18 protein-coding genes and 1 pseudogene are annotated in these 23,027 nt (G+C 71.4%); 7 read left to right on the forward strand and 12 right to left on the reverse strand.

The window, feature by feature from the left end:
- Nucleotides 1–210: 210 nt before the first annotated feature.
- The 6 genes from FLP23_RS09705 to FLP23_RS09730 are packed head-to-tail and all read left to right on the forward strand — an operon-like array spanning nt 211 to nt 6,863.
- Nucleotides 211–1,020, forward strand: a complete 810-nt coding sequence (locus FLP23_RS09705; protein WP_149325673.1) for a YveK family protein — start codon at nt 211–213, stop codon at nt 1,018–1,020.
- 12 nt (nt 1,021–1,032) lie between these two features.
- Nucleotides 1,033–2,439, forward strand: a complete 1,407-nt coding sequence (locus tag FLP23_RS09710) for an O-antigen ligase family protein (RefSeq protein WP_149325674.1) — start codon at nt 1,033–1,035, stop codon at nt 2,437–2,439.
- Complete coding sequence (locus tag FLP23_RS09715; protein ID WP_149325675.1) at nt 2,436–3,272, forward strand: glycosyltransferase family 2 protein; 837 nt, start codon at nt 2,436–2,438, stop codon at nt 3,270–3,272. Before FLP23_RS09710 ends, FLP23_RS09715 begins: the two co-directional genes overlap by 4 nt.
- Nucleotides 3,269–4,837, forward strand: a complete 1,569-nt coding sequence (locus FLP23_RS09720) for a lipopolysaccharide biosynthesis protein (protein WP_149325676.1) — start codon at nt 3,269–3,271, stop codon at nt 4,835–4,837. Before FLP23_RS09715 ends, FLP23_RS09720 begins: the two co-directional genes overlap by 4 nt.
- Entirely contained in the window at nt 4,834–5,715 is an 882-nt protein-coding gene (locus FLP23_RS09725; protein WP_149325677.1) for a GDSL-type esterase/lipase family protein, read from the forward strand. Before FLP23_RS09720 ends, FLP23_RS09725 begins: the two co-directional genes overlap by 4 nt.
- Nucleotides 5,715–6,863, forward strand: coding sequence for a right-handed parallel beta-helix repeat-containing protein (locus FLP23_RS09730; protein ID WP_149325678.1), 1,149 nt, complete (start codon nt 5,715–5,717; stop codon nt 6,861–6,863). The genes FLP23_RS09725 and FLP23_RS09730 overlap by 1 nt, the downstream gene beginning before the upstream one ends.
- 7 nt (nt 6,864–6,870) lie before the next feature.
- On the opposite strand, the gene FLP23_RS09735 is transcribed toward FLP23_RS09730, so the two are convergent.
- The 8 genes and pseudogenes from FLP23_RS09735 to FLP23_RS09770 form a co-directional block, all read right to left on the reverse strand.
- Nucleotides 6,871–7,821: a glycosyltransferase gene (locus FLP23_RS09735; RefSeq protein ID WP_149325679.1), complete on the reverse strand. Its 951-nt coding sequence runs from the start codon at nt 7,819–7,821 to the stop codon at nt 6,871–6,873.
- A gap of 24 nt (nt 7,822–7,845) precedes the next feature.
- Nucleotides 7,846–9,348 carry a sugar transferase gene (locus tag FLP23_RS09740; RefSeq protein ID WP_149325680.1) on the reverse strand — a complete coding sequence of 501 codons (1,503 nt, stop codon included), beginning with the start codon at nt 9,346–9,348 and terminating at the stop codon, nt 7,846–7,848.
- A 240-nt stretch (nt 9,349–9,588) separates the two neighbouring features.
- The gene (locus FLP23_RS09745; RefSeq protein ID WP_149325681.1) at nt 9,589–10,788 is read right to left on the reverse strand and encodes a glycosyltransferase; all 1,200 of its coding nucleotides are present in this window, start codon (nt 10,786–10,788) and stop codon (nt 9,589–9,591) included.
- Nucleotides 10,785–10,955, reverse strand: a pseudogene (locus FLP23_RS12620) (DapH/DapD/GlmU-related protein); the annotation flags it as partial. The pseudogene FLP23_RS12620 and the gene FLP23_RS09745, both read right to left, overlap by 4 nt.
- 506 nt (nt 10,956–11,461) lie before the next feature.
- A complete protein-coding gene (locus tag FLP23_RS09755) occupies nt 11,462–12,418 on the reverse strand; it encodes a CPBP family intramembrane glutamic endopeptidase (protein WP_149325683.1) in 957 nt (318 codons plus the stop codon).
- Entirely contained in the window at nt 12,418–13,803 is a 1,386-nt protein-coding gene (locus FLP23_RS09760) for a glycine--tRNA ligase (RefSeq protein WP_149325684.1), read from the reverse strand. Before FLP23_RS09760 ends, FLP23_RS09755 begins: the two co-directional genes overlap by 1 nt.
- A gap of 95 nt (nt 13,804–13,898) precedes the next feature.
- On the reverse strand, nt 13,899–15,581 hold the full coding sequence (locus FLP23_RS09765) for a hypothetical protein (protein ID WP_149325685.1): 1,683 nt from the start codon (nt 15,579–15,581) through the stop codon (nt 13,899–13,901).
- An 80-nt stretch (nt 15,582–15,661) separates the two neighbouring features.
- On the reverse strand, nt 15,662–16,723 hold the full coding sequence (locus FLP23_RS09770) for an aminotransferase class V-fold PLP-dependent enzyme (RefSeq protein WP_149325686.1): 1,062 nt from the start codon (nt 16,721–16,723) through the stop codon (nt 15,662–15,664).
- Nucleotides 16,724–16,798: 75 nt separating this feature from the next.
- On the opposite strand from FLP23_RS09770, the gene FLP23_RS09775 reads away from it, so the two are divergent.
- Nucleotides 16,799–17,737, forward strand: coding sequence for a LysR family transcriptional regulator (locus FLP23_RS09775; RefSeq protein ID WP_149325687.1), 939 nt, complete (start codon nt 16,799–16,801; stop codon nt 17,735–17,737).
- Nucleotides 17,738–18,092: 355 nt separating this feature from the next.
- On the opposite strand, the gene FLP23_RS09780 is transcribed toward FLP23_RS09775, so the two are convergent.
- From FLP23_RS09780 to nadA, 4 genes are read right to left on the reverse strand one after another with little or no spacing between them, the layout of a single operon-like run.
- The gene (locus tag FLP23_RS09780) at nt 18,093–19,238 is read right to left on the reverse strand and encodes a cysteine desulfurase family protein (protein ID WP_149325688.1); all 1,146 of its coding nucleotides are present in this window, start codon (nt 19,236–19,238) and stop codon (nt 18,093–18,095) included.
- Nucleotides 19,239–19,249: 11 nt separating this feature from the next.
- The gene (nadC, locus tag FLP23_RS09785; RefSeq protein ID WP_149325689.1) at nt 19,250–20,098 is read right to left on the reverse strand and encodes a carboxylating nicotinate-nucleotide diphosphorylase; all 849 of its coding nucleotides are present in this window, start codon (nt 20,096–20,098) and stop codon (nt 19,250–19,252) included.
- On the reverse strand, nt 20,095–21,726 hold the full coding sequence (nadB, locus tag FLP23_RS09790) for an L-aspartate oxidase (RefSeq protein ID WP_149325690.1): 1,632 nt from the start codon (nt 21,724–21,726) through the stop codon (nt 20,095–20,097). The genes nadC and nadB overlap by 4 nt, the downstream gene beginning before the upstream one ends.
- 2 nt (nt 21,727–21,728) lie before the next feature.
- Nucleotides 21,729–23,018: a quinolinate synthase NadA gene (gene nadA / locus FLP23_RS09795; protein ID WP_149325691.1), complete on the reverse strand. Its 1,290-nt coding sequence runs from the start codon at nt 23,016–23,018 to the stop codon at nt 21,729–21,731.
- Between the last annotated feature and the right edge of the window lie 9 nt (nt 23,019–23,027).

The raw sequence follows: 23,027 nt of genomic DNA on the forward strand, positions 1-23,027 counted from the left end.
GGGGAATGCAACCCTTTCGGGGGACGGATGCGCGCTGTTCGTCCAGTTTTAACATGCGCGCAACATCCCGGTGATGGCGCAGGTAACACGCTTGCTGGCACGCTGTGTGCATTGGAGTAGTCTCCGCATCGCACGAAACCCCCCGCCGTGTGAGCGCAAAGGTGCCCTTCCACAAGTCCTCTCGACCCCCGATAGGAAGAAGGCCCAGGAATGGACATTCCCAAGTACCTGCAGATCCTGTGGAGCTCCAAGTGGCTGCTTCTCGTGGGTCTCGTGGTCGCTGTGATCGCCGCGTTCGCCGCCGGCTACACGATCTCCGACGGGCACCTCCAATCCCGCACCCTCCCCGTGTACCGTGCCACCTCGACGGTGCTCGTCGGCAGCGCGAGCCAGCCGATCTTCGGCTCCGAGATCCCCGGGCAGACGGTCGCCGAGGGCACGACCGCGCCGCAAGCGCGCGACCTCACCCAGACGGCCGTCGTCTACGCCTACATCGTCGCGGGGTCGGAGATCCGCGCGCAGGTCGAGGAGAAGATCGGCGCACTCGCCTCCACCGAGTCGATCTCGGCCGTCCGTCGCACCACCCAGCCGGGCGGCGACGAGCAGAACCCGGGCCGATTCTCGCTGCCGATCCTCGACATCGCGGGATTCTCGACGAACCCCTCGCGCGCGGAGGAGATCTCGCGCACCGCCAACGACGTGTTCCAGCAGTACGTCGCCGATGAGCAGTCGGATGCCGCGATCCCCGTGGACTCGCGCGTGCAGTTGAGCACGATCGACGAGGCCGCCGCGGTGAACGTCAGCAAGTCGAGCTCGATCCTGCCGCTCATGGCCACCGGTCTCGCCGTCTTCCTCGCCTTCGTGATCGCCGCCTTCGCCCGCTGGAACGTGCGTGAGAACCGGGCGCGCGCGAAGGCGAAGGCGGAGCAGTCGCACGAGGCGCAGCCCTCGACAGTGCGGAGCACCCCGCAAGGGCTCCCGGGGATCCCCGCAGCACAGCTGGCGTCCGAGTCGCACTGATCGGGCACCGCCATGGCGCTCACCACGACGACGGGGACACCCCCCGAGACGAGACCGTACGGCTCACGGATCCTCGGTCCCACCACGGCCCTGTTCGCCCTGCTCGCGGTGATCATGTTCATCCCGATCCGGGCCTACGCGATCCCGGCGGGGCTGCCGTTCGAACTCGAGCCGTACCGGCTGCTGCTCGTGCTCGTGCTCGTGGGCAGCGCGATCGTGCTCATCTCGACGCCGGGGCTCCGCTTGCGGCGCGTGCGCTTCGGCATCCCGATCGCGATCTTCATCGGCACGCTCGTGCTCTCGATCATCGTCAACGCGGTGCCGCTCGCGCGGGAGGGACTGCTCGGGACGGCCTTCGGCGGCCTCCTCAACCTGCTCTTCGTGCTGTCGATGTTCTTCCTCGTGAACCAGTTCCTCACGGGCGAGCGACTCGTCATGTCGGTGCTCACCTTCCTCGCCTGGTCGGGGGGCTTCGTGGCTGCGGCGGCCGTGTTCGAGCGCGCGACACGCATCAACGTGTTCCTGCGGATCGGCGATCTGCTGCCGCTCACGCTCCTGCGCGACGCGGTCGACGCGTATCGCGCGGGCGGCTCCCGCTCCTTCGGGTCCGCGCAGCACCCCATCGCGCTCTCGGTGATGCTGTGCATGCTCCTGCCGCTCGTGGTGTACCTCGCCCGGTACGCGACGCGACCGCTCAACGCGGTCTCGCGCGCGATCCTCTACGGCGGTCTCGGGCTGGTGATCGTCGCGGGCATCGCGGTCGCGGTCTCCCGCACCGGCGTGGTCGTGCTCGCCGTCATGTTCCTCGCGACCCTGCTGCTGAGACCGCTCATCGCCGTCGGCGCCGTCGCCATCACCCTGCCGCTGCTGCTCGTCGGGCTCGTCGTGACCCCGAAGACCATCGAGACCACGCTGCTCTCCTTCCTCGACGTCGACTCCCTCATCGCCTCGCAGTACACCTCGGCGGGATGGGGCGGGGCGGGGCGGCTCGCCGACCTCGGTCCCGCGTTCGCGCAGGTCGCGCAGCATCCGATCTTCGGCGGCGGCTACGGCGGGCGGATCGTGGTGGGCGAGGACAAGAACGGCTTCATCCTCGACAATCAGGTGCTCGCGATTCTCATGGATGCGGGGGTGATCGGGGTGATCGGCCTCGCGATCTTCCTCGTCGTGCCGACCGTCGTGCTGTATCGGCACTCGATGCTGCGCCGGGTGCCCCGTCGATTCCGGGACCTCGCCTTCGTGATCGCCACGGCGACCGTCGGCTACGCGGCTGCGATGTTCTTCTACGACGCCTTCGGGTTCATGCAGACGCTCTTCGTGCTGTGCGTGCTGTGGGCGGTCGGGTCCTGGCTGCTCACCCGCGCACCCGATGAGGCGATCGCGACCGAACCGGCCGTCGCGGAACGGCTGGACGCATGAGCGCCGCGATGAGCGTCATCGTTCCCGCGCACGACGAGGCGACGATCATCGTCGACAATCTCGCGCGCATGATCGCCGGCGACCCGGACGGTCGGCTCGAGGTGATCGTCGTCGCGAACGGCTGCACCGACGACACCGCCGAGCGGGCGCGCTCGGTCGATGCGCGCATCCGGGTCGTCGAACTCGGCGCGAGCTCGAAGATCGCCGCCCTCACCGCGGGCGACCGGGCCGCTTCGCATCCGGTCCGTGCCTTCGTCGACGCCGACGTGCGCGTCGACTCGGCCACCTTGATCGCCCTCGCCGAGCTGCTCTCCGCGCCGGGCGGCCCGCTCGCGGCGGCTCCCGCCCTCGTGGTCGACGCGAGCCGGTCGAGCTGGCTCGCACGCCAGTACTTCCGGGTGTGGGAGCACTCCGACTACCGCCGCCGCGGGCACATCGGATCCGGGATCTACGGCCTCTCCGCGCTCGGGCGCGCCCGGTTCGCGGAGTTCCCGGAGATCATCGCCGACGACCGCTGGGTGGAGCTGCAGTTCGCCGCGCACGAGCGCGACACGAGCCCGGGCACCTTCACGGTTCCGGCTCCGCGCACCCTCCGCGCCCAGATCCGTCGCGCGACCCGCATCGCGGCCGGCAATCGCGAGCTCGGCGAACGGTTCCCCGAGCTCGGGGGCCGAACCTCGTCCTCGGGGGTGCGCCGCCTCGTGGCGCGCGTCGCCCGGCGGCCGAGCCTCTGGGTGGCGCTGCCCGTGTACGCCGCCGGCTACCTCGCGCCCCGCTTCGCCCCGCGCGGCGCCGTCACGGGCTGGATGCGCGACGAGACGAGCCGCACGTGAGCGACGGCGCGCGCGCGATCCCCGACGACCTCGCGCGGAAGGCGACGCGCGGCACGGCGGTCACCGCGGGCGGGCTCTGGATGAAGACCCTCGTGCAGATGGCGTCGACGGTGCTCCTCGCGCGGCTGCTCGCCCCCTCCGACTTCGGTCTGCTCGCGATGGTGACCGCGGTCGTCGGCGCCGCCGATCTGATGCGCGACTTCGGGCTCACGGGCGCCGTCATCCAGGCGCGCGCGATCGGCGAACGCGGCTGGGCGTCGATCATGTGGCTCTCCCTGCTGCTGGGCACCGGCTTCAGCGTGATCGTCGCCGCCCTCGCTCCGCTCCTCGCCTGGCTCTACGGGGAGCCGCGGCTCATCGTGCTCACCCTGGTCATCGCGCCGACACTGCTCATCAACGGACTCGCGATGCCGTTGCAGGCGCGCCTGCAACGCGAACTGCGGTTCGGTGCACTCGCCCAGCTCGACGTCGTCTCGATGGTGGTCGGGGTGGCGCTGTCGATCGGTGCGGCGTTGCTCGGCTGGGGCGTCTGGGCGCTCGTGGTGCTCGCCGGCGCCGGGCAGCTCTACCGCCTCATCGCGCTGTGGGTGCTCGTGCGCCCCCGCTTCGGCCGGCCGCGGATCGGCGCGGAGGTGAAACCGCTGCTGAGCATGGGCGGCAGCATCTTCGGAGTGCAGCTGCTCAACTACGCGGCCAAGAATCTCGACAACGTCATCATCGGCCAGCAGCTCGGCCCCACCCAGCTCGGCTTCTACTCGCGCGCCTACGCGCTCTTCCTGCTCCCCCTGCAACAGCTCAACGGACCGCTCGGGCGCGTCGCCCTGCCGGTGCTGAGCACGCTCCAGGACGACCCCGAGCGCTACCGCCGCTACATCCGCGGCTCCCTGCTCGTCATCGGATACCTCACGCTGCCCGCCTACGCGGTGGCGGCGGCACTCTCCGGACCGCTCATCGAACTGCTGCTCGGTCCCGGATGGGGGCCCGCGGCTCTCGTGTTCTCGCTCCTGGCGATCGCCGGCATGTGTCACGCGATCGCGAACGTGCAGGGCTGGCTGTACATCACCCTCGGGCGTGCGCACCGGCAGTTCCTGTACTTCCTGATCACCAAGCCCGTGCTCGTCGGCGGCTTCATCCTGGGTGTCGTCTGGAACGGCATCTACGGCGTCGCCGCGATGTACGCGATCGTGACCGTGCTCGAGCTCGTCCCGGGCTTCGTCATCGCGATCCGAGGCACCTTCGTGCGGGCCGGGGACGTCGTGCGGCCGGTCGTGCGGCCGCTCATCCTCGCGCTGCTCGGCTTCGGCGCCGCGGCGGCCTCGACGTGGACCATCCAGCTGCCGGACATCCTCGAGCTGCTGATCGGCGGCGCCGCCGGACTCGCACCCGCATTGCTCGCCCTCGCGCTGCCGGCCTACCGCCGGGACCTCGCGGAGCTCGTGTCGTTCGCCCGACGGATGCGCGGCGGCCGATCCGCCGTCGACCCGGCGGTCGATCCGATCGAGGATCCCGCCCTCGAGCTCTCGACCGAACCCGGACTGCAGGTGGCGGAGGGCGGATCTCGATGACGCGTGCCCCGTCGGCGATCGCGCTCGCCGCGATCCTGGCGCTCGCACTGACCGCCTGCGAGGAGCAGGCTCCCCTCACCCACCGTCCTCCGGAACCCGTCGCCACCCAGCTCCCGGAAGACGCCCCGGTCGTCGACGAGGTCACCTCGATCGCGGTCGTGGGCGACTCCATCACCCTCGGGGTGCACGCCTGCCCGGGTGAGGACGTCTGCGCCTCCGGCTCCTGGGCGACCGGCGACGACCCCCGCGTCGGCTCCCTCCGGGATCGGGCGCGCGCCCAGAACCCGGGGGTCACGGTCGAGGCGTTCGCCCGCAGCGGCGCCCGGATGTCGGCGGCGGCCGCCGCGGGTCCCCAGCTCGTCGACGCCGACCCCGGGCTCGCGATCGTGCTGCTCGGCGCCAACGACGCCTGTGCGCGGAGGGTCGAGGGGATGACATCCCCCGAGGACTTCCGCGCCCAGCTGACCACCCTGCTCGAGGCGCTCGCGACCGCGCCCGGCCGACCGTACGTGCTCGTCATGTCGGTGCCCGATCTGCAGCTCGTGTGGGAGGCCCTGCACGACGAGAACGGCGCCCTCAAGGCCTGGGCGGCGAACCCCTCCTGCCAGTCCCTCTTCGCGGATGCGGGGTCGACGACCGCCGATGCCGTCGAACGCCGCGCCCAGGTGGCCGACCGCGTCGACGCCTTCAACGCGATCATCGGGGAGGTCTGCGGGGCGACCCCGCGGTGCGCCACCGACGGCGGCGCCCTGCACGCGCACGCCTTCACCCGCGACGAGATCTCCCCCATCGACTACTTCCATCCCTCGCTGCTGGGCCAGACGACGATCTCCCAGCTGGTGTGGACGGCCCTCGCCGCGGTGCCGGTGGAGCCCTGATGCGTCGCCCGCGCACCGCCTCCTCCGCGGCGCTCGCCGCGGGGGCGCTCCTCGCCCTCACGGCATGCGTCGCCCCCGCCTCCGCGCCGAGCGGAGCACCCGGCGAGACCCGCTACGCCGCGCCGTCGGGGAGCGGCGACTGCAGCAAGGCGGCCCCGTGCACGCTCGCCACGGCGCTCACCCGGACTCCGGCGGGCGGGACCGTCGAGCTCGCGGAGGGCGACTACGGTGACCTGACACTGCGCGACGGCGGCGGCACCCCGGAGGCGCCCCTCACCGTCCGCGCCGCCGACGGCGTCGTCGCCCGATTCGGCGAACTGCGGTCGTCGACGCCGGTCGTCTGGGCGGGGATCCGCGTGGAGGGCGCCTGGTTCCTCGACGACGGCGCCGACGGCTCCCGCATCGAAGGCTCGGAGGTCGACGGCGGAGGGATCTTCGTGCGTGCGGACCACGTCGAGGTGCGCGACTCGCTCATCCACAACGGGAGCTCGCTCGACGGCATCCAGATCGGCGGGGCGAGCGATGTGCTCATCGCGGGCAACACCATCCGCGACTTCGACCAGGAGGTCGACAACGGTCGTCACGCGGACTGCATCCAGCTCTTCGACGTCGACGACGTCGAGATCCGCGGCAACCGGATCTCCTCCTGCTACAACGCCGGCATCATCATCTCGGGCGGGGGCCGCGGCATCGTCGACGTCGTCATCGAGGCGAACTTCGTGCAGGGCTGCGTCGAGGTGTCCGACCGCTGCGGCGGCGGCTCTGCGGCCGAGTTGCGCGATCCGGGCGCCCGCGGCCTCGTGGTGCGCAACAACACCTTCCTCGACGGTTCGGTGCGCTGGGGCTCGGTGCCGGGCAACGTCTTCGACCGCAATATCGTCGGCTACCTGAGCGAGTGCGCATCGGTCGTGAGCAACACGATCGTGACCGAGTGGAACCGCAAGATGTGCAAGCGGCCGGACTGGCTGGATGCGGACGGCAACCGCGAGGGCGCGGTCGACGTGGTCGACCGCGTGGGCGGCGACCTGCATCCGACCGATGCGGATCAGGTGCGGATCGAGCCCGTCGGCGACGGACAGCCGGCACCGGCCGGCATCGACGGCGATGAGCTCGCCGACGATGTGGCCGGTGCCGCGAACGCTCCCTGAGCCGCGTTCAGGCCGCGACGCCGGGGACGAGCTGGAACGGCGGCGCCGCGACCGGCACCGCGCTGCGGGCGGCGGCCGCGTGCAGCGCCTCCAGGTCGAGGTTCTCCGGATCGACGCGCGAGGCGAGTCCGCGCCTCGTCAGCTCGTCGGCGATCTGCGTCTGGTGGTCGTCGATGTGCTCCTTGAAGCGGGCGAGTCGGGGCACCAGGATCGGGTGCTTCCCGGCCTCGATCGCGGTCACCGCCGCGCCGACACCGGCGTGCGCGATCACGACGTCCGCCTCGGCGACCGCCTGGGCGAGCTCCGCGTGCGGCACCGACGCCCTCCCGTCGATCCCATACGCCGAGACGTCCTCGGGACCGGTCTGCCAGACCACCTCCATGCCCGCCAGAAGCGGTACCAGCACGCGGAGCAGTCGGTCGAAGCGGTAGCCGTCCTGGGTGCCCAGCGAGACGACCGCACGCCGCACGGGGCGCTCGTGCACCTCGCCCGGCGCGAAGGCGTCGAAGATCGCCCCGCCGAAGCGCCAGCGATCGCCGACCCAGGCCGGGTACTGCGTATAGGTGTCGATGCGGCGGAATCGCGACACGAGCTTGCCGCTCAGCGAGGGCCCGTCGGCGCGCGCCGCCGACTCGATGTAGTGCGCGGGGATGCCGCGCTGGGCGGCCTGCGGGAGCGCCGCGACCGCGGGGCTCGAGCCGGTGCTGACGACCGCCTCGATGTCCTCCGTCTCGAGCAGACGGCGCACGATGCGCGCGATCCGCGCCGCCGCGAACGCCGCACGGGGCGCCGCGAAGGGCACGTAGACGACGCGTCGGTCGGCGAGCAGGCTCGTCGACAGGCCGTTCTCGAACGTCGCCCAGAGCTGCTTCTCGGGGGCGATCCCGAGCCGTGGTGCGAGGGTGAACAGTTGCTTGAGATGGCCGCCGCCGGAACAGATCAGCAGTGTCGAAGACATGACATCCTCCTGGGGGGTTGAGGGTCAGTACGCCCCGTCCGAACGGAACACGGCGCGGATGGTTTTGAGCAGGATCACGAAATCCCCGGTCACCGACCAGTTCTCGACATAGGAGAGGTCGAGCTTGACGCTCTCCTCCCAGCTGAGATTCGAGCGGCCGCTCACCTGCCAGAGGCCGGTGATGCCGGGCTTGATGAGCAGTCGCCGGTTGACGCGGTCCTCGTACTTCTCGACCTCGCGCGGCAGCGGCGGGCGCGGGCCGATGAGGCTCATGTCGCCGATGAGCACGTTGACGAACTGGGGAAGCTCGTCGAGCGAGAACCGCCGCATGATCCGCCCGATCGGGGTGACGCGCGGGTCGTCCTTGATCTTGAAGAGCACGTCGTTGCCGGCATCGCGCTCGGCCTGCAGCCCGGCGAGGCGCGCCTCGGCGTCCACCACCATGGAGCGGAACTTGAACATCGTGAACGGCTGACCGCGCAGCCCCACCCGGGTCTGGCGGAAGATGATCGGCCCTTCGCTCGACAGGCGGATCGCCATCGCGCAGAAGGCGAGCAGGGGCGCCAGCAGGATGAGGGCGGAGCCCGCGGCCGCGACGTCGATGGCCCGCTTGAGCGCGTGGTTGAAGCCGCTGAACTGCGGCAGGTCGACGTGCACCATGGGCAGGTCCTGAACCGGGCGCAGGTGCATGCGGGGGCCGGCCACATCGGTGAGCCGCGAGACGAGGATGAGCTCGACCTTCGAGTTCTCCAGCTGCCAGCCGAGGTCCCGGATCTGCTCGTGACCGCCGGGCAGGTTGCCGGCGATCATCACTGCGCGGGTGCGCGTGCGGCGACTCGTCGCCGCGAGCTCGTCGACCGTCACGAGAGGGATCACGCCGTCGTACTCGCGCAGCCGCCGGCCGTCGGTGACCACGGCGCCGATGGGGCGGAAGCCGGCGCGCAGGTTCACCTGGAGCTGCTCGATCACGCGACGCACGTCCGCGGCAGGTCCGACGATGATGGCGCCCGTGAGGCAGCGCCCCTCACGACGGAGCGCCACGAGCGCACGCCGCCACGACATCCGCCCGACCACGATGAGGGCGAGCCCCACGGGGAGCGCCACCGCGAGGTAGCCGCGAGCGACGTCGAGCCGCACGAGGAAGGCGAGGATCGCGAGCAGCCCGAAGGTCCACAGGGTCGCGTTCACGACGCGCTGATACTCGATGAGCCCGACGCCGATGATGCGGGTCTCGCGGGATCGGGTCGCCGAGAGCGCGGCGAGCCATACGACGCCCACGGCGATGCCGAACGCGGTGTAGAGCTGATCGTTCGCGACCGAACCGGTGCCGCTGCCGAAGCGGAGGAACTGCGCGACCACGACCGCGCAGGCGATCGAGAGGGCGTCGGTCAGCACGAGGGCCGTGGCCAGTCGCCGCGGCCACGTCATCTTGAGCGGCTGGCTGGGGACCGTGGAGGCGCCGGGGAATCGCATCTCGCGCAGGGCGGGGGTGCGAGGGGTCGTTCGGGTATGCGTGAGGGCAGACATGCGGAAGCGAGCCTTTCGAGCCGGGGGTCTCGTTGAGCTACCGCGCAGGCAGAATGCGGGTTGCGCTGAGCGGTCGTCGTCGCTGACAGCGGTGCGGTGGTGTGACCAGAGAAGGTCTCCGCCGGCGGCTATCGGGCTGCATCCGGAGATTGCGGGGTGTAATACACCCCAGATGCCATGAGAGTACGACCCCCCGACGGGGGTCGCAAGCCCCCGAGGCGACTCGTTACGTCGCTTTAATCAGCCGGACACATACGAGCCGTCGCGGGGCGCGTCCAGGCGCTCGCGATCGGCGAAGAGCAGAGCGAAGATCGCGCGATGGCGCGAGGCCCAGGAGTTCTGCTCGAGGAAGCGGAGTCGCTCGGACTCCCCCGCGCGCCCCAGTGCGAGCGCCGCGTCGAGCTCCGGGGCCGAATGCGCGACATCCCGCGAGAGCACGACGCGCGCGTCGATGTCCCGCATGGGCGGAAGGTCGACCGAGAGCACGGGGGCGCCTGCCGCGAGGTACTCGTAGGCCTTGAGGGGGCTCATCGCCTCGGTGAGCGGGGTCACCCGATGCGCGACGAGCGCGACGTCGGCGTTGCGCAGCACCGCGACGAGCTCGGCACGGCCGACGCCCGGATGCGTCGTCACGTTGGACGCGTTCGCGAGGGGTGCCAGCAGCTCGGGGTCGGGCACGGGGCCGAGCAGCACGAACGACACCGCCGGGCGGTCCGCGGCCAGACGCACGAGGCCCTCGACGTCGAGTCGTTCGTCGATCGTGCCCACGTAGACGGCGCGCGGGCCCGGCAGCGCCGCGAACCAGTCCGGCGCCTCGGGCTGCGGTCCCGCCCATTCGGCCGCCTCGACGCCGTTCGGCACGACGACGCCCGGGCCGGTGGGGGCGATCCGCTCGACGATCTGCGCCGACACCGCGGCGACGGGCATCCCGGATGCCGCGATGCGCCGGTAGGCCTCCGCGTAGGCGGGCCAGTGCTCGGCGCGCCCCGGGTAGCTCAGCCAGTCGTCGCGACCGAAGTACACCACGCGGTGCGCCCAGTCGAGTCCGCCGAAGCCCGCGACGAGCGGGTGGGTCGTGAGCACGACCGGCTCGGTCATCCCGGCGCGGCGCGCCGCGCGGCCGAGCGCCGAACCGTAGGCGCGCAGACGCTGCTCGAGGGCGGCCAGGTCGACGGGATCGCGCCGGTCGCGCAGCCGCCAGGGCTGCACGAGCCGCGCGCGACGGTCGCCGGGGAAGCTGCTGTCGCGACGCGCGAGGCGGCGAGCCAGCAGGGTCGGCAGCCAGCGGAAGGGATTGGCCACGATGAGCCGACGCACCTCGGGGGCGGCGATGAGGGCAGAGGCGAGGCGGTCCGGCGGGCGCATCATGCCGCGCCGGACGGCGTCATCCCAGGTCTCGTACGAGAAGGTGAAGACGACATCGTGCTCGCGGGCGCTCATGCGAGCTGCCTGATGAGGCGGGCGGGAACCCCCGCGACCACGGCGCGCGCCGGCACGTCCTCGCGCACCACGCTGTTGGCGCCGATCACCGCGCCCTCACCGATCGTCACCCCCGGAAGCACGACCACGTTCTGGCCGAGCCAGGCGCCGCGGCAGATCCGCACCGGGGCGATCCGCACGAGCGGCTGGTCGCGGATGGCGAGCTCGGGGTCGTCGAAGCCGTGCGAGTGGTCCGAGATGTAGCAGCCGCGGGCGATGTCGACGCCCTCCTCGATGACGACGCTCTGCACGGCCGTGATCGAGGTCTGGTTGATGCGCACCCGGTCGTGGAGCTCGATCACCGGCGCCGGGAAGTCGCGACTCGGCGTCATGAGCCAGGACCCCGCGCCGATGAGCACGCGATCCCCCACGGCGATCAGGTCGGGGTTCCCGACCCGGAACGGCAGCAGGATGCGGGACCGGCGCCCGAAGGAGTGGAAGCCGGTTGCCGCGAGGCGGCTGAACGCAGCGTCCCTGATGCGTTGCAGACCGAGGAGCAGATCGAGTGCGTTCATGGCGTCTCCGCATGGTCCGTATTCGCGATTCCCACGGTAGCGCCCGAATCGTGCCCCGCAAGCGGGGGACACCGAAGCTTAATGTCGCCGTAACACGTGCGTCGCTGTACGCCCCCGCCTCAGCCGACGAGAGGCTGCACGGGGGTTTCCACGGGCCGCTGCCGCACGAGCCCGCGCCGCGCGGCGAGGCGATCGACCCAGAGCAGGTAGCCCGCGGTGAACACCGCCTGCAGCAGCGGAGTCAGGGGCGTGCTGCCCTCGGAGCTCATCTGCGTGGTGCCGAGCAGACCGGTGGTGAGCAGTCCGAGCGAGAGCACGTTGTTGATCACGTGCAGCGCGATCGCGGCCTCGAGGCCGCCCGTGCGCCAGGTCACGATCGCGAACCCTGCCCCCATGACCGCGACCGAGAGCATCCCCCACAGCTCGTATTGCACGTGCCCGGCGGTGAAGATCACCGTCGAGACGACGATCGCGACCCACACGGGGCGCACCCAGGCGCCGATCGCCTGCATCGCGAGCCCGCGGAAGATGTACTCCTCGGCCGCCGACTGCAGGGGGGCGAGCAGCACGACGAGGATGAGCAGCACGACCAGCCGGCCCGCCTCGACCGGGACGGGGGCGGGCAGCGGCTGCCCGAAGAGCGCGGGCACGAACGACACCCCGATGCTCACGAGCGTCACGACGAGCGCCGGCACCACGCAGGCGAGCATCCACCGCCACCGCACGCGGAAGGCGACCGAGTGCCGCATCCCGAGCGGACGCAGGCCGACGCACAGCAGGGAGAGCGGGACGAGCGGCAGCAGCACGGCGAGATTGGCCAGCAGGAACAGCAGGCTCAGCGGGTTCGAGACATCCGTGAGGTGCGCCGTCAACGCGGCAGGCGAGCGCAGGATCTCGAGATCGACGTCGCCCGAGATGAGCGCCGCCGCCATCCACAGCACGGCGAGCACGACCGAGGCGACGCCGGTGAAGACGACGAGCAGCCCCGCCGCGGCGAGCGGACGCCACCACGCGTATCCCGCGCTCGTGCGGAACAGGCGGTGATAGGGGGTCGCGGCCGGAAGCCCCGTGCTCATCAGGCGCCGCGCAGCCGCTCGGCGAGGTAGCCGTGCAGGCGGTCGAGCGAGACACGCTCCTGCGCCATGCTGTCGCGCTCGCGCACCGTGACCGCCTGGTCGTCGAGGGTGTCGAAGTCGACGGTCACCGCGAACGGGGTGCCGATCTCGTCCTGACGGCGGTAGCGGCGGCCGATGGCGCCCGCATCGTCGAACTCGATCATCCAGTCCTCGCGGAGCTCGTCGGCGAGCCTCCGGGCGACCGGCGACAGCTGCTCGTTGCGCGACAGCGGCAGCACCGCGGCCTTCACGGGCGCGAGCCGACGGTCGAGACGCAGCACGGTGCGCACATCCGTACCGCCCTTCGCGTTCGGCGCCTCGTCCTCGTGGTACGCGTCGATGAGGAACGCCATGAGCGCGCGCGTGAGCCCGAACGCCGGCTCGATGACGTAGGGCACCCAGCGCTCGCCCGTGGTCTGGTCGAAGTACGACAGATCCTTGCCGGAGTGCTCGGAGTGGGTCTTCAGGTCGAAGTCGGTGCGGTTGGCGATGCCCATGAGCTCGCCCCACTCGCCGCTCGCGAAGCCGAAGCGGTACTCCACGTCAACGGTGCGCTTCGAGTAGTGGCTGAGCTTCTCCTTCGGGTGCTCGTAGAGCCGCAGGCTGTCCTCGCGGATGCCGAGATCGCGGTACCAGCCGTAGGAGGCGTCGATCCAGTACTGGTGCCACTCCTCGTCGGTGCCGGGCTGCACGAAGAACTCCATCTCCATCTGCTCGAACTCGCGCGTGCGGAAGATGAAATTGCCGGGGGTGATCTCGTTGCGGAAGCTCTTGCCGATCTGGGCGATGCCGAACGGGGGCTTCATGCGGGCGCTCGAGAGCACGTTCGCGAAGTTCACGAAGATACCCTGCGCGGTCTCGGGGCGCAGGTAGTGCAGGCCCTCCTCGTCGTCGACGGGGCCGAGATAGGTCTTGAGGAGCCCCGAGAAGGCGCGCGGCTCCGTCCACTGGCCGCGGGTGCCGCAGTTGTCGCAGACGATGTCGGCGAGACCGTTCTCGGGCGCGCGACCCTTCTTCTCCTCGTACGACTCGAGCAGGTGGTCCTCGCGGTAGCGCTTGTGGCAGTTGAGGCACTCGATGAGCGGGTCGGAGAACACCTCCACGTGGCCCGACGCCTCCCACACCTGCCGGGGCAGGATCACCGAGGAGTCGATGCCGACGATGTCGTCCCGCCGCTGCACCATGAACTTCCACCACTCGCGCTTGATGTTCTCCTTGAGCGCGGTGCCGAGGGGGCCGTAGTCCCAGGCGGAGCGGGAGCCGCCGTAGATCTCACCCGCCTGGTAGACGAAACCCCGACGCTTGGCGAGGGAGATGATCGAATCGAGCGGGTTGGGCGTTGCCACAGAGGACTCCAGAGGTTCGGCCGCGCCGGCTTGCGCGGTCAGTGGGGTGCGGAGTTCTCAGCCTACCGAGCGCCCGGGCATCGAGGATTCCGCTCCTAGAAGGTGTACATGATCTGCGGGAAGCCGTCGGCATCGCACTGCAGGTCCTGCTTCGCCGGGAAGATCGTGAGCTTCGCCGGGAAATGCGTGATCGTGACGTCGTCCTCGGGGTAGAAGACCAGGTCGCCGGTGAGGCTGACCGGATCGCCCTCGGCATCCGCCTGGATCTGGAAGGTGCTCACCTCGCTCGCGCTCCCGCCGGGCCCCAGATATCCGGGAGGCGCGACCCCCTGACCGCCGACGGTGGTGCCCCACTCGAGGTTCGCCCTCCACTCCTGCTTCTGGAAGCCATCGGTCCAGGTGTGGAGCGCGTGATCCCCCGGCTGGTTCCAGTTCGCCCAGGTCGAGGCGCACAGGGCGCCGTGCACGTGCGTGCCGGCCACATCGCCATCGAGCTCCCACCCGGAGAAGCCGGCGGTCACCACGACCTTCTTGGTGGCACCGCCCTGCCGGGAGGTCGACACGATCGAGACGGTGGCCTGCGTGCCCTGCTCGCCCGCGGTGTAGTGGAAGCCGCCCTTGCTCACGCTCTCGAGCGGCTCGAGGCTCTCGGCGCCCTCCAGGGAAAGCGTGAGCGGGCCGGTGACGCTGCCGTGGCCGGACTTCGCCTGCACATCGATCGTGAAGTCGGTGACGTCCTGGGGCGGCACGCTCTCGGGCAGGTCGGTCTCGATGCTCACGCAGCCGCCGTCGGTCCACATCCCGATGAGGCCCATCAGGAGACCGAATGCCAGAGTGTCGGCGCCGGACTGGCCGCTCGTGGAGAGCTCCTGCTCCTGCTCCTTCGTGAGGCCCTCGGTGCCGCCCAGCTTGTGCGGCGGGTTCTTCGTCGTGTCGAACTTCCCCAGATCGAGATCGTCGACCTTCTGCGAGGTGGTGAGGTACCGGCTCGAGCCGTCCGTGCCCTTCACGGTCGTCATCTGGACGGCCTCCATCGTGATCTCCTCGGGAAGCGCGTTGTCGGCGAGAGTTCCCGTGAGCGTCGCCCGGATCTCCTCCGTCCGCGACGCCGTCGCACCCCCCGCGGCGCCCGTCACACTGCGCTTCACCTTCGCCGTCGCATCGAACCTGCCGTCCGGACCCGGGCAGTACCTCCCGTCGTAGACCACCGAGGTGCTCGTGCCCGCCGTCGCACCGCCGGAGACCTGCTGTCCCTCGGTGCTGATCTCGACCGTCGTCGTGCCGTCGTCGTTGACGGTGAACGTCAGGCCGTCCGAGCCGTGCGAGTCCCCGGAATGCAGGGAGCCGCCACTCAACGCATCCTGCAAGCCGCGCTGCGCGTACGTCCCGAGGCCCCCGATGATGAGGTTCTCGAAGCCCTGCTGACCGGCGTCCGACCGGGAGGTGCGGCCACCCGACCAACTCAGCACGGGACCCGCGTGCGGCGCCTCGTCGCCGCCGAGATCCGCCAACTGGGCGAGGATCTGCTCGCCGAACGCCGTGTCGTCCGCCTCCACCGCGTCCCGCAGGCTCTCGATGCCGGGCACCTCGGCGGCCACCTCGTCGAAGACGTCGAGAACCCCCGAATACCACTGCGGCGGACCACCCACCGCCTCCCTCGCCTCAGCCTCACTCGGCAGGTCGAAGGTGAGCTGCACCACATCCGACGGCCCCGACGCGCTGCACCCGCTCAGCACGAGCGCCGCGACCACGGCGATGACGGGAACGATCGTGCGCATCGGGAACCCTTCGATTCGGACGATCGAGAGCCTATTGATGCGCAGCCGTCGAGGCGCCGAGTTCCGGTCTCACGCGGGTCTCAGCTTCGCAGGGCGCGCAGGATCGCCTCCACGTCGTCCGCCGTGTTCCACAGATGGAACGAGGCGCGGGCGCGGCCCGCACGGCCGGAGATGCGGATGCCCGCCGCCGTCATGGCCGTGAGCTGGGCGCCCTCCGGGTCGGGCCACGCGACGATCGCCTGACGTTGGACGGGGAGTCCGAGCGCCTCGGTGAGCGCGGCCCCGAGACCCGAGGCGCGCTCCCAGATCTCGGCGATGTCGAGTCCCGCGAAGAGTCCGATCGACTGCTCGGCGCCCACCCACGCCTGCCACGCGGGCGACACGTCGAAGCGGCGGGCGTCGGCGGCCAAGGCGATGTCGGGGCCGTAGCAGCTCTGCCACACCCGCTGCCCCGCATACCAGCCGCCCTGCACGGGCCGCAGCACGGCATCCGCCCGCGCACCGACCGTGAGGAAGCACACCCCGCGCGGTGAGCACAGCCACTTGTAGGCGTGGCACACCGTAAGGTCGAAGTCGTCGGCCGCGACCGGCAGCACGCCCGTCGCCTGGGTGGTGTCGCAGAAGGTGAGCGCGCCATGGCGCGCCGCCGCCTCGCGGATCGCGGCCGCATCGGCCACGACGCCCGTGGCGGATTGCACGAGCGAGAACGCCACCAGCGTCGTGCGCTCGTCGATGGCGTCGGCGAGGGCGGCGAGCGGCACGGCCCGCACCCGCAGCTCGCCGCGTTCCTGGAACGGCGTGATGATCGAGGAGAAGTCGCCCTCCACGACGAGGATCTCGGCCCCCGCCGGCATCGCCGCCGCGACGAGCGCGGCCTGCACGGAGGTCTGCGATCCGATCGCCACCCGTGCGACGTCGACGCCGACGAGCCGGGCGTAGTGCTCGCGCGTGCGGGCGATGATCGGGTCGTAGCCCTGCGGGTCGCGGTCGGCGCGCGCCCAGGCGTCGAGATCCGCACGCAGCGCCTCGACCGCGCGGCGCGGGGGCAGCCCGATGGATGCGGCGGCGACGTAGCCGCGCGGCTCGCCGAACTCGGCGATCGCGGCGGCCAACGGACGGGACGGCGCGGTCAGGATGCTCATCACCCCAGCGTGCGGGAGGCGCATCCATCCGACAAGGGCATGTTCGCGATGCCATCCATTCACTATGGTTATCGGATGGAGCTCGACCTGCAGTCGATCCGCATCGTGCGGGCCATCGCCGAGCACGGCACGATCAGCGGGGCGGCCCGCGCTCTCGGCTACAGCCAACCGGCGGTGAGCCAGCACCTGCGCCGCGCCGAGCAGCGGCTCGGTGTGCCACTCGTCGTGCGCGCGGGTCGCGGCGTGCGCCTCACCGAGCCCGGCATCGTGCTGGCGCGGCACTCGCACGCCATCACCTCCGCGCTCGACGCGGCGCGCGGGGAACTCGCCGAGCTCGCAGGCCTGCGAACCGGCACGGTGCGGCTGGCCGCGTTCCCGACCGCCTCGTCGACGATCGTGCCCCGGCTGCTGCACGCCCTGCGCGCCGACCAGCCCGGCCTCACCGTGACCTACCTCGAGGCGGAACCGCCCGAGGCGCTCGCCATGCTGCGCGATGGCGCCATCGACCTTGCGATCACCTTCGCCTACCCGGGCGACCGCGCCGATCCGCACCGCGAATCCGAAGGACCGCTCGAGACGGTCCCGCTGTTCACCGAACCCGTCGTCATCGCACTGCCCGACGCGCATCCGCTCGCCACGGGCGCAGGGCCGGTCGAACTGGCCGGTCTCGCCGACGACCGCTGGATCGCGGGTTGCCCGCTCTGCCGCGGCCACCTGCTCGCCGCGTGCGAGGCGGTCGGCGTGGAGCCCGACATCGAGCTGGAGACCGACAACGCGGTCGCCGTGCTCAACCTCGTGGCGTCCGAGCTCGGCGTCGCCCTCCTCCCCCGGCTCGCGCTCGCGACCGCGACGCCGCCCGCCGGGGCCGCGATCCGGGCGACGAGTCCGTCGAGCGACCGCTCCATCCAGGTGGTCGCCCAGCCCGGATCACGCCGCGTGCCGAGCATCGCGGCCGTGCTCGACGCGATCGAGCACCTCGACGGCACCGACTGGGGGCTCGCGCCGACCCGCTGACGGCATCCGGGGCGGCACGAACCGGCCGACGGCCCGCCGGCGTCCCACATCTCGGAGTGCGGGCATCCCAACTCAAGGTGCGCGCATCCCAAATCAAGGAGTGCGCATCTCAAATCAAGGTGCGGGCATCCCAAATCAAGGAGTGGAGCAACCCATCTCAAGGAGTGGGCGGATCGAACTCAACTCATCCGCCACTCTGGTGTACTCCAGCCCCATCGACGCCTTGATTTGGGTTGCTCCACTCCTTGATTTGGGATGGCAGGCAAGTCGGGGAACAGCCACTCCTTGATTTGGGATGGTGCGCCAGTCAGCGAACAGCCACTCCTTGATTTGGGATGGCGCGCGCGGCGAGGGGTCAGCCGCCGAGGGCGCTGACGGTGGCGACCGCGGCGACGACGCGGTCCACGATCGCCGGCACCGCGTCGAGCGCGACGTCGTGCGGCAGCGTGAACCGCACCGCGGTCTGGGCGACCGCCGGCGCGATCCCGAGCGCCAGCAGCACAGCGGACGGCTCGTCACTGCCGGCGGCGCAGGCGGAGCCGGAGGAGACGACGAGCCCCCGCCGCTCCAGCTCGAGCAGCACGGCCTCGCCGCTGGTACCCGGGAAGCAGAAGGAGGCGTGGTTCGGCAGCCGATGCTCGCGCGATCCGGTCACGAAGGCGCCCGGAACCCGGGACAGCACGCCGTCGATGAGCGCATCGCGGACGCGCGCGAGCTCGGCGTGCGCCCGACGCTCCGCCGCGGCGAGCCCCAGGGCGGTCGCGAGCCCCACGACCCCCGCGACGTTCTCGGTGCCCGAGCGCCGACCTCGTTCTTGGCCGCCCCCGTGCAGCAGCGGCTCGATCGGCAGCGCACCGCGCACCGCGAGCGCACCGATGCCCTTGGGGGCGCCGAGCTTGTGGCCGGCGATGCTCACGGCGTCCACCCCGAGTGCGGCGAGCCCCACCTCCAGGGCATCCGCCGACTGCACCGCATCCGTGTGGATCGGCACCCCCGCAGCGCGGGCGACCGCCGCGAGCTCGCGGATCGGCTGCACCGTGCCGATCTCGTTGTTGGCGTGCTGGATGCTCACGAGCGTCGTGTCGGGGCGCAGCACCGCCGCGAGCTCCCCCGGGGCGACGAGGCCGTCCCCGTCGACGGGCAGCACGGTCACCTCGAAACCGTGCAGGCGCCGCAGATAGTCGGCGGATTCGACGATCGCCTCGTGCTCGATCGGCCCGATCACGAGGTGCCGGCCGCGCGGGCTCCCGAGCGCGATGCCCTTGATCGCCAGGTTGTCGGACTCGGTGCCCCCCGAGGTGAACACGACCTCCGCCGGACGGCAGCCGAGCTGTTCGGCGATGGCGGCCCGCGCCGCCTGCACGGCATCCGCCGCCCGCTCCCCCAGCTCGTGGTGGCTCGAGGGGTTGCCGAAGTCGGCCGTCAGGTACGGCCACATCGCCTCCAGCACCTCACGGCGCACCGGCGTGGTGGCGGCCGTGTCGAGGTAGAGGCGCTCCATCCCGGCCCCGCTCAGGCGCCGATCGTGACGTCGAGCCCGAGGTCGAGCGCGCGCACACTGTGGGTGAGGGCGCCCACCGAGATGACGTCGACCCCGCTCTCCGCGATGGCCCGCACGGTGTCGAGGTTGACCCCGCCCGAGGCCTCCACGAGGGCTCGCCCGGCGACCAGGGCGACCCCCTCGCGCAGCTGAGCGGGGGTGAAGTTGTCGAGCATGATCGTGTCGACCCCGGCCGAGACGACCTCCTCGATCTGGGCGATGCGGTCCACCTCCACCTCGAGGTGCACGGTGTGCCCGAGGCGTGCGCGCGCGCTGCGGATGGCGTCGCCGATCGGCACGCCCGCGGCCGCCAGCACGGCGAGATGGTTGTCCTTCGCCATCACGGCGTCCGAGAGCGAGAATCGGTGGTTGCGCCCCCCGCCGTCGCGCACCGCCTGGCGTTCCAGGATGCGCAGACCCGGGGTGGTCTTGCGGGTGTCGACGATGCGCGCGCGGGTGCCCTCCGTCGCCGCCACGTAGCGGGCGGTCAGGGTGGCGATGCCGCTCATCCGCTGCACCAGGTTGAGGGCGATGCGCTCGGCGCGCAGCACGGCGTGCGCGGAGCCGTCGACCCGGGCGAGCACGGCGCCTGCCGCGAACGGCTCGCCGTCCTCCAACCCCAGCTCGACGGTCGTGTCGGCATCCACGAGCTCGAAGGTGCGGGCGAACACCGCGCCGCCCGAGAACACCCCCGGCTCGCGCGCCTCGAGGATCGCGGATGCGGTCGAACCGGCGGGCAGGAACACCTCGCTCGTGACATCCCCCCAGGGGGCGTCTTCGGCGAGGGCGCCACGGATGATGTCGTCGATGCGCGCGTTCACCGCACGGCCTCCTCGGGTTCGGGTTCGGTGACGGTTGCGGGGGCGGCCGGCCGCCAGCCCTGCGAGAACGCCCACGCGGGCGAGGTCTCGGGGTAGTCGGTGCGATCGTGCGCCCCGCGCGACTCCTCGCGCATGAGCGCGGCGCGCGTGACGATGCGGGCGAGGTCGAGCAGGTTGCGGTTCTCCAGATCGGTGACGGTGTCGAACTCGGCCTCCCACTGCTCGAAACGGTCGAGCGCCGCGCGGAGCTCGACCGCCTCGCGTTCGAGTCCGACGGACTCCCACATGAGGTGCTGGATCGCGGTGCGGCGGTCTCGAGACGCGTCGGGCTGCGCCCGGCGCTCCTCGACCACCTGGGTTGCCCCGTCCGTCGATCGAGTGGCCCGCGCAGCGGGCACCCACTCCGCCGATCGAGTGGCCCGCGCAGCGGGCGTATCGAGATCCCCCGCCGCGGCACCGAGCGCATCCGCGGCCCGCCACGCGAACACGAGCGATTCGAGCAGCGAGTTCGAGGCGAGCCGGTTGGCGCCGTGCACGCCCGTGCAGGCCGCCTCGCCCACCGCGAACAGCCCCGGCAGGCTCGTGCGCCCGTGCAGGTCGGTGCGGATGCCGCCCATCCAGTAGTGCGCGGCGGGGGTCACCGGTACCGGCTCGACCGCCCAGTCGTAGCCGTTCTCGCGGGTCACCTGGGTGATGCTCGGGAAGCGCGTCGCGAGGAAACCCGCCCCGTGCGCGCGCTCGAGCGCGGTCGCGTCGAGCAGCACGGGGCGACCCTCTTGACGCGCCATCGCGGCCGCGATCCCGCGCGCCACGACATCCCGCGGGGCGAGCTCGCCGTCGGGGTGCACCGCGAACATGAACCGCTCCCCCGCCTCGTCGAGGAGCACGGCGCCTTCGCCGCGCACGGCTTCGGAGACCAGCGGGCTGCCCGACACCGCGAGCGCGGTCGGGTGGAACTGGTAGAACTCCACGTCGGCGAGCTCGGCGCCCGCACGGAACGCCGCCGCGATCCCGTCGCCCGTCGTCACGCCGGGGTTGGTGGTGTGCCGGTACAGCTGACCCGCGCCCCCGGATGCCAGCACCACGGCATCCGCGGCGATGCGGAAGCGCTCGCCGTCGGGGCCGATCGCCTCGATGCCGACGACGCGTGGCTCGACGCCCTCGACCACGAGCTCGCGCATGAAGGTGTGCTCGTGCACCTCGACCGCGAGCGCGCGCACCGCCCGCAGCAGGGCGACCTCGATCGCGAGGCCGGTGGCATCACCGCCCGCGTGGATGACGCGACGATGCGAGTGCGCCGCCTCGTGGCCGCGTGCGAGCTCACCGTCGGCCGCACGGTCGAACTCCACCCCGAGCGCGATGAGGTCGCGCACCCGCTGCGGCCCCTCGGTGCAGAGCACCTCGACCGCCGCCGGGTCGCACAGTCCGTCGCCGGCGCGCAGGGTGTCCTCGATGTGGGACGCCGCGCTGTCGTCCGGGAACAGCGCTGCAGCGATGCCGCCTTGCGCGTACTTGGTGTTCGATTCGGCGAGCTCGGCCTTGGTGACGAGCACCACCTCGTGGTCTGCGCTCGCGCGGTAGGCGGTGATGAGCCCCGCGATGCCGGTGCCCACGACGACGACCCGCACGCTCAGGCCTTCGGCTTCGCGTCGAGCATCCGCTCCAACGCCACCCGGGCGTCGGCGGCGACCGTCTCGGGCACCTCGATGCGATTGAGCGTCTCGCCGGCGACGAGCCCTTCGAGCACCCAGGCCAGGTAGCCGGGGTGGATGCGGTACATGGTCGAGCAGGGGCACACCACGGGGTCGAGGCAGAAGATGGTGTGCTGCGGGAACTCGGCGGCGAGGCGGTTGACCATGTTGATCTCGGTGCCGATCGCGAAGGTCGTCGGCTCGACAGCCGCGGCGACGGCCTTGCGGATGTAGTCGGTCGACCCCGCCTCGTCGGCGGCGTCGACGACCGCCATCGGGCACTCGGGGTGCACGATCACCCGCACGCCGGGGAACTCGGCGCGCGCCTGCGCGACCTGCTCGGGGGTGAAGCGCTTGTGCACCGAGCAGAAGCCGTGCCACAGCACGACCCGGGCGTCGAGCAGCTCGTCGCCGCTGTTGCCGCCGAGGGGCTTGCGCGGGTTCCACATCGGCATCCGCTCGAGCGGCACACCCATCTTCTTGGCGGTGTTGCGGCCGAGGTGCTGGTCGGGGAAGAACAGCACGCGCTGGCCGCGCTCGAAGGCCCACTCGAGCACCGTCTCGGCGTTCGAGCTCGTGCAGACGATGCCGCCGTGGCGGCCGCAGAAGCCTTTGAGTGCGGCCGAGGAGTTCATGTAGGTGACCGGGATCACGGGCACCCGGCCCTCGGCGTCCGGCTCGGTGCCGTAGAGCGCCTCGAGCTGAGCCCAGCACTCCTCGACCGAGTCGATGTCGGCCATGTCGGCCATCGAGCAGCCGGCTGCCAGGTTCGGCAGGATCACCTGCTGGTGCGGCTGCGCCAGGATGTCGGCCGTCTCGGCCATGAAGTGCACGCCGCAGAACACGATCGCCTCCGCGTTCGGCACGGTCTGGGCGGCGTTCGCGAGCTGGAACGAGTCGCCCAGGAAGTCGGCGTGCTGCACGATCTCGTCGCGCTGGTAGAAGTGGCCCAGCACCACCACGCGGTCGCCGAGGGTCTGCTTGGCGGCGCGGATGCGCTCGTGCAGCTCTTCGACGCCTGCTCGCTGGTATTCGAGCGGCAGGGCGCCCTGGCGGGGCGATCCGACCGGGATGACGTCGCTCATCGAGGAGCCGGGACCGTACTGCAGCACCCCGTCGAACTCCCACGGACCCTTCGCGAGCGCGGGGCTGCAGGCTTCGGCGGGCTGGCCCTGCGCGTTCCGGCCGGTCGTGCGGATGAGCTGGATGGTCTGATCGACGGAAACCACTGTCGTCTT

Origin of the sequence: Protaetiibacter larvae, assembly GCF_008365275.1 — a bacterium.
Lineage (GTDB): Bacteria > Actinomycetota > Actinomycetes > Actinomycetales > Microbacteriaceae > Homoserinibacter > Homoserinibacter larvae.

Bases quoted from the DNA above. Each gene is read 5' to 3' on its own strand.
- FLP23_RS09705 (WP_149325673.1), top strand. From the start codon at position 211: ATGGACATTCCCAAGTACCTGCAGATCCTGTGGAGCTCCAAGTGGCTG.
- FLP23_RS09710 (WP_149325674.1), top strand. From the start codon at position 1,033: ATGGCGCTCACCACGACGACGGGGACACCCCCCGAGACGAGACCGTAC.
- FLP23_RS09715 (WP_149325675.1), top strand. From the start codon at position 2,436: ATGAGCGCCGCGATGAGCGTCATCGTTCCCGCGCACGACGAGGCGACG.
- FLP23_RS09725 (WP_149325677.1), top strand. From the start codon at position 4,834: ATGACGCGTGCCCCGTCGGCGATCGCGCTCGCCGCGATCCTGGCGCTC.
- FLP23_RS09730 (WP_149325678.1), top strand. From the start codon at position 5,715: ATGCGTCGCCCGCGCACCGCCTCCTCCGCGGCGCTCGCCGCGGGGGCG.
- FLP23_RS09735 (WP_149325679.1), bottom strand. From the start codon at position 7,821: ATGTCTTCGACACTGCTGATCTGTTCCGGCGGCGGCCATCTCAAGCAA.
- FLP23_RS09740 (WP_149325680.1), bottom strand. From the start codon at position 9,348: ATGTCTGCCCTCACGCATACCCGAACGACCCCTCGCACCCCCGCCCTG.
- FLP23_RS09745 (WP_149325681.1), bottom strand. From the start codon at position 10,788: ATGAGCGCCCGCGAGCACGATGTCGTCTTCACCTTCTCGTACGAGACC.
- FLP23_RS09755 (WP_149325683.1), bottom strand. From the start codon at position 12,418: ATGAGCACGGGGCTTCCGGCCGCGACCCCCTATCACCGCCTGTTCCGC.
- FLP23_RS09765 (WP_149325685.1), bottom strand. From the start codon at position 15,581: ATGCGCACGATCGTTCCCGTCATCGCCGTGGTCGCGGCGCTCGTGCTG.
- FLP23_RS09770 (WP_149325686.1), bottom strand. From the start codon at position 16,723: ATGAGCATCCTGACCGCGCCGTCCCGTCCGTTGGCCGCCGCGATCGCC.
- FLP23_RS09775 (WP_149325687.1), top strand. From the start codon at position 16,799: ATGGAGCTCGACCTGCAGTCGATCCGCATCGTGCGGGCCATCGCCGAG.
- FLP23_RS09780 (WP_149325688.1), bottom strand. From the start codon at position 19,238: ATGGAGCGCCTCTACCTCGACACGGCCGCCACCACGCCGGTGCGCCGT.